General features: G+C 40.9%; 4 protein-coding genes. 3 read left to right on the forward strand and 1 reads right to left on the reverse strand.

The window, feature by feature from the left end; genetic code table 11:
• The first annotated feature begins 23 nt into the window (after window positions 1-23).
• The gene (gene tilS, locus KO525_RS05175; RefSeq protein WP_215962728.1) at window positions 24-1346 is read left to right on the forward strand and encodes a tRNA lysidine(34) synthetase TilS; all 1323 of its coding nucleotides are present in this window, start codon (window positions 24-26) and stop codon (window positions 1344-1346) included.
• 216 nt (window positions 1347-1562) lie between these two features.
• Window positions 1563-3356, forward strand: coding sequence for a glycoside hydrolase family 3 N-terminal domain-containing protein (locus KO525_RS05180; protein ID WP_215962729.1), 1794 nt, complete (start codon window positions 1563-1565; stop codon window positions 3354-3356).
• Between the two features lie 78 nt (window positions 3357-3434).
• Here the strand turns inward: KO525_RS05180 and KO525_RS19945 are convergent, their stop codons facing one another.
• Window positions 3435-4328: a GGDEF domain-containing protein gene (locus KO525_RS19945; protein ID WP_215962730.1), complete on the reverse strand. Its 894-nt coding sequence runs from the start codon at window positions 4326-4328 to the stop codon at window positions 3435-3437.
• 175 nt (window positions 4329-4503) lie between these two features.
• On the opposite strand from KO525_RS19945, the gene KO525_RS05190 reads away from it, so the two are divergent.
• On the forward strand, window positions 4504-6483 hold the full coding sequence (locus tag KO525_RS05190; RefSeq protein WP_215962731.1) for a monovalent cation:proton antiporter family protein: 1980 nt from the start codon (window positions 4504-4506) through the stop codon (window positions 6481-6483).
• The last annotated feature ends 58 nt before the right edge of the window (window positions 6484-6541 follow it).

Below are 6541 nucleotides of genomic sequence, written 5' to 3' on the forward strand. Positions count from 1 at the left end.
TTTATGTCTGACTGGAAACAAATATGCTGATGTTATCGCAACATCTTTGTGATTATTTACGACGATTAAATATAACAGATAAACCATTGGCCGTTGCCTTAAGCGGCGGTGTTGATTCGGTAGCTTTATTGCTTGCGGCTGTCGAAGCTAAAAAGAAAATTCCGACACTTGATATCAGCGCGGTGCATGTCAATCATGGACTGAGTCAAAACGCAACGCATTGGCAGGCATTCTGCGAACAACTGTGCGTATATCATCAGGTACCTTTTAGCGCCTCTGTTGTGACAATTGAAAAGTCCTCTCGGCAATCATTAGAGCAACTGGCACGTGTAGCTCGTTATGGTGTCATCGCAGAACAGTTAAGTGAGCACACTGTATTATTAACAGGCCATCATTTAGCTGACCAAGCTGAAACGTTTTTATTAAGATTAATGCGCCGCTCAGGCTTAACTGGGTTAGGTGCTATGCGGTCATTGGCGCCATTTCCTGATAAATTGGGACGTCAAAAGTCACTGCAACTTGCTCGACCGTTTCTCGATTTAACTAAAGAAGACTTGGTGAGTTATGTCACGGCCTATAATACAAAGTGGGTTGAAGACGAATCAAACAACGTACTCTCATTTGACCGTAACTATGTGCGAACGTCGTTATTGCCGGTTTTGGCGCAACGTTGGCCGCAATATCATCAAGCGATAGCGCAATCAGCTGCATTATTACAAGAAGAAGCCGATTTATTACTCGACTATGTCAAATCCGATTATAAGGCGAGTATCGGGTTAGGTTTTTTAAACGAAGTCACACTCAATATTGCTAAGCTCAATGAATTTGAGCAGGCTAAATTGAAAGCTGTTCTGCGTATGTTTTGTTTTGAAATTACTGGAAGTTATCCGTCTACCAATATTTTAATGCAAGTGATCACTTCGCTCATTACGGCGCAGCAAGACCATCAACCTGAAATTTTATTTGGCGATTTTTGCTTTAAACGACATAGGGATCATATTTACCTTATTGCTCAAGCTGGAACCGGTATAGAGCCCGAGACAACTAAGGTTAAATCAAATATAGAATGTCAATTAGATGCCCAAAACTGCTATTCGACAATTAAGATAGTGTCAAAATTCGACGATTTATTCGAGATCAAATATGGCAATAACTCAGATAAGTTACCAATGGCAAACGGACTCGGTTCTAAATCGGTCAAGCAGGCATTTAAAGATATGGCTTGCCCACCTTGGTTGAGATGCAAAATTCCTTTGGTCTATTATCAGGGTGAACTTGTAGCCATAGGCGGACGCTATGTTCACGAGCGATTTCAAAACAAGCTCAAAGTTACATTAGGGTTATGATAAATGGCAGTTAAAAACTCAGTGCATGGGACAAAGTGTGAATAAATTCACCGATAACTGTTTAGTCGATTTAGTAAGGTTATTGTGAATAAAATAAGGTCTAGAATGATTGGTTTTTCAAGATTCAGTTTGTTTAAAGTTCGATGGTTAACATTATCAATTTTAGTCAGTTTTATTGGGATAATAGGGTGCAGTTACAATGGTGAGAATGCAGTAATGGCAACAACAGAATTGGATGTTAAAAACTTAATTGGGCAAAAGATCATGCTTGATCTTCGTTATTACTGTGATGATGAAGGACAACCAGAAAAATGCCGGAAACCGCTAACGACACTCACGCCAGAACTTGCAAAGATGATTAGTGACTACAATCTTGGCGGTGTCATACTTTTTAGTGAAAACTTGCAAACTCTGCCGCAAATTGTCAGCCTAAATCATCAACTTCAACAAGCGACAAAATCAAGTCCGAGCCAGTTACCTTTGTTTATTTCTATCGACCAAGAAGGAGGTCGGGTAGCTCGATTGCCTCGTTCGATATCGACAGCGTTCAACGGTAATATGGCCATTGGAGCCACCTACGCAAAATTTAATGATAAATTTGCAAAAATTACTGGTGATATTATCGGTAAAGAACTTGCTGCAACTGGCTTTAACGTAAACCATGCACCAACCGTTGATGTAAATGTTAATGCAGACAACCCTGTGATTAATGTTAGATCGTTTGGCGAACAACCAGAATTAGTGGCAAAGTTGGCTTATGCGCAATTAACGGCGATGCAAAAGCATAATGTTATCGCAACTCTAAAACATTTCCCTGGGCATGGTGATACCAATGTTGATAGCCACACCGGACTGCCTGTTGTTGGACATTCGTTAGAACAGATTAAAAATATCGATTTGGCACCGTTTCAATATGCCATCGATAAAAACGCGGTCTCTATGATCATGACGGCGCATATTCAATTCCCCGCTTTAGACAGCAGCACCTTTATCAGTAAGAGCGGCAATACGATGATGAAACCTGCGACAATGTCGAAAGCTATCTTGACTGACTTACTCAGAAAAAAAATGGGTTTTGACGGTGTCGTGATCACGGATGCTTTGGACATGAAAGGCATTAGTGACTTTTTTACGGAATCTGAGGCTGTCATAGAAACGTTTAAGGCAGGGGCCGATATCGCGTTAATGCCGATTAAAATACGAAATCGAGACGAAATATCAAAACTAAATGACTTGTTGGATAAATTGTCAAACGCTGTTGAAACAGGTGTTTTGGATAAGCAAGAAATTTCAAACTCCTATGCTCGAATTGCTAGACTAAAGTCAAAAATGTTGACGACGTCTCGTAATGAGAGTGCTAAAACCTTAAGTGCTAAAATTAATGCCGCTGAAAAGGTCGTTGGTAGGCAGCAACATAGAGATAACGAACAAGTGTTATCCGACGCATCAATCACGCTATTGCAGGGCAGTGGTGAATTGCCTAAGTCAATTAAAACGCTTCAGATATTTATGCCAGACGATGATAAGTGTGCGGCCATGCTGTCGGCGTTTAGAAAATTAAGTCACACGATTAAAGTCGACTGTTCTCCTTATTACGAGTTAAACCAACAACAAATCGAATCTAAAATTATGCTAGCCGATGCAATTGTTGCTACTAGTGTTACGCCGCAACAAAGTTTAGCTGAAATGGGAGGGATGGATGACTATCTTCGTTTGAAAAAATTATTGGGCAATTTAACTAAAAATAAGCGAATCCAGGACGAAAAGTTACAACGACTGTTAAGTTTCGCCCAATCGAATAAAAAGCACATTTCTTTTGTCAGTTTACGCATGCCGTATGAAACCTCAAATTATCGTCAATATGCCGACTCGGTTATTACCACTTATTCCTATAATCAGTATGCCGACGCGGTAACGGGAGAAATAACAGGTCCAGCTTATCTTTCTTTAGCTAAGTTATTATTGGGTCAACTTGAAGCAACCGGCGTGTCACCGGTTACGATTAAATAACATTAAGTGGATTTTTATTAGCTAAATAAAAGTATTAGGTGGAGCGCCCCGAAGGGCAACTCCTGGGGGTAGTCGTTGTTAAGCTGTTTTCATGCAGTTTTTACCTGCATATTTTGCGGCGTATAATGCTTTATCTGCACGTGCAAAAAGGGTTAAAGTTGTATCGTTAACGTTAAAACACGCACAACCTATACTTGTACTTACACCATACTTGATAAATTGTGATTGTTGCGAAACGGCAAAGTGGATACGTGAAGCAACAATTTTTGCCGCATCAAGGCCCTGTTTATCCAAAATAATGGCAAACTCATCGCCACCGAAGCGGAACATTTGGTCTTCAGCTCTAAGGCATTCGGAAACAACTTGGGTGAAACCCGTCAAAATATCATCACCGGTTTGATGCCCATAACTGTCATTCACATTTTTAAAGTTGTCCAAGTCAAGTATCATCAATACGAAGTCTTCTTTATAACGAGTTCCGTATTGAATTGCGCGCGCAATTGCGTCATTGTACATTGCGCGATTGCCAACACCTGTTAATGCATCTTTTAATGCCATTTGTTGAAGCTGCCAGAAAGCCAAAGCGTTTCTAAGTGGAAACACTAGCGACTTTTGAAAGCCTGTAAGAGACGACATTAGGATGTCGGTCACTTTTTTGTCGGTGAAATAGCTTATTTTGCCCATTAGCTTATTGTCGATACGAATAGGCAGTGTTAACTTTTGTGAATCAACTTTTGGCGTTCCAGCTGTGAACGTATTTTGGAACGTTTCTAATCGAATCGCATTTACTTTATAGACGCCGGCTAGTGCGTTTAAGTAAATTGCTAATAACTGTTCAATATCCAACGTCGTTTGCAACTGCTCAATTAGCGACGTATTGTTATCCCGCTCCTTGGAAAAATTTGTCCAACTAGCCATAATTGAAGCGTTTGCTTCAGGGTTTAAAACATCCAGATGGCTTATATAGTCCACTGCGACCCCCTTTGGATTAATGTCGGAATTAAATAAACTTAATTGGAATAAGCGAAGTTCATGCCAAGCTTGTAATAACATGAAAAGTAAAGAAAAATAAAAAAACGTAATATTACTCTGCTAAACTGACAAAATATTGTCGGCAAGCTTTTGCCAACTAAGGAACTAAAACGTTATGGCCCACGGGATTTTTCTCGAATTAGTCTTTTTGCTTTTTATCTCCGTTTTCACGGTTTGGTTATTTAAACGAATAAAATTGCCGCCAATATTGGCGTATTTAGTAGCGGGCGTCGTAGCCGGACCTCAAATCTTTGCTCTTTTTGAAAATCCCCATGATGTCGCCTTGGTTGCAGAACTAGGCATAATGTTTTTGCTATTTTCACTTGGCTTAGAATTCTCAGTCCCTAAACTCATCGCGATGCGCCATTTGGTATTTGGTGTGGGCAGCGCGCAAGTCATTATTACTCTTTTGTTAGTCATGTTGCCTTCGTATTTTTATACGCATTCATGGAGTATCGCTTTTGTCATCGGCAGTATTTTTGCTTTGTCATCAACTGCAGTTGTCGTTAAATCACTAAATGAAACAGGGCTTACTCAGACAAAACGCGGCCAAGTGGCCATTAGTATTTTGTTATTCCAAGACATTGCCGTAGTACCATTTTTAATCGCAATTCCGTTATTGGCAGGTGACGGCAGTGAAAATATGGCGACGATCATTTTATTGGCGTTAGCAAAAGGCGCTGTTGTTGTCGCAATTTTGCTATCGGTAGGTAAATGGGTTCTGCCAAAAGTATTTAACGAAGTTGCTCAAGTCAGAACCGACGAGCTCTTTGTATTAACTGCCATATTAGTCACTGTAATGGCTGGTACACTTACCAGCTTTTTTGGGCTATCGATGGCCTTGGGTGCATTTTTAGCTGGCATGATGTTAAGTGAAAGCCAATACAAACATCAGTTAGAAGCGGATATTCGCCCGTTTCGAGATATCTTAATGGGTCTGTTTTTTATCAGCGTTGGGATGGAGCTAGACGTTACCGTAATTTTACGCCACTGGCCTTGGATTTTAGCGGGACTGTTTACCTTATTGATCGTCAAAACTCTGGTCATCAAACAACTCGCTATACTCGCCGGAGAAACTCGTAAAGATGGCTGGTCGGCCGGCTTAATGTTGTTTCAAATGGGCGAGTTTGGATTTGTTCTTGTCGCATTAGCGCAACAAGTTGAATTATTTACACCAGATTTATCATCGGCTTTGATTGCCATCGGTGTATTAAGTATGGCGGTAACACCTTCAATTATTAATCGTCACCAAAGCATTGTTAATAAAGTGGACCGGGTGCTTGGTAAACATGAAGTAGATGACGTCGAAGAGTCATTTGTTCAATTTGAAACAAACATGGCAAACCATGTAGTGATATGTGGTTTTGGCCGTGTGGGGCAGACCGTAAGCCGATTTTTAAGATCTGAAGCTGTGCCATACATTGCGTTAGATGTCGACCCTGTGCGTGTTGCAGAAGCCCAGGCGGCCGGAGAAAACGTACAATTCGGTCACGCAAGGGATAAAGCCATTTTGGAAGCCGCCTGTGTCAAAAATGCTAAGTTGGTTGTTGTTACGTTTGGTGATATTACAAAAACACATATGGTCATTCAAAATGTAAAAGAGTCGGGCAGTACCGCACGTATCATGGTGAGGACCAAAACCGATGAACATCTAAAAGCAATACTTGATGATGGCGCGGACCAAGTCGTACCAGAAGCGCTCGAAGGTAGTTTGATGTTGGTGTCGCAAGTGTTATTCGAATCCGGTGTACCGATGTCGAGAGTGTTGCGCCGTATACGAAAAGAGCGCGAAAATCGATATGGTGAATTACATGGTTTTTATCCAGGTGACACCACTGAAGTAAGCGCAGATCGACGTGATTTATTGGAGTTTATTCATGCCGTTGCGATACCTGTCGAGGCGTATGCCGTGCACAAATCATTGGCGGAGTTAAAAATTGAAGAGCGACGAGTTGAAGTTGTTGGTTTAAGACGCGGTGGCAAGGAATTATCAAGCCCAGCGCTTGAAACCGTTATTCAGGCAATGGACATCATTGTAATTAAAGGTAAACCTCGCAGAGTAGAACGAGTAGAACGTTATTTGATGACGGGGTAATTACTCCGGCAATATTTAGTTAAGGATTTAACTCGAATAATTCATATGAACGGTAGGA

The sequence above is a fragment of the Psychrosphaera sp. B3R10 genome (assembly GCF_018861025.1).
Taxonomy (GTDB): domain Bacteria; phylum Pseudomonadota; class Gammaproteobacteria; order Enterobacterales; family Alteromonadaceae; genus Psychrosphaera; species Psychrosphaera algicola.

Coding starts and splice junctions, on each gene's coding strand:
- tilS (WP_215962728.1), top strand. CDS start 24: ATGCTGATGTTATCGCAACATCTTTGTGATTATTTACGACGATTAAAT.
- KO525_RS05180 (WP_215962729.1), top strand. CDS start 1,563: ATGGCAACAACAGAATTGGATGTTAAAAACTTAATTGGGCAAAAGATC.
- KO525_RS05190 (WP_215962731.1), top strand. CDS start 4,504: ATGGCCCACGGGATTTTTCTCGAATTAGTCTTTTTGCTTTTTATCTCC.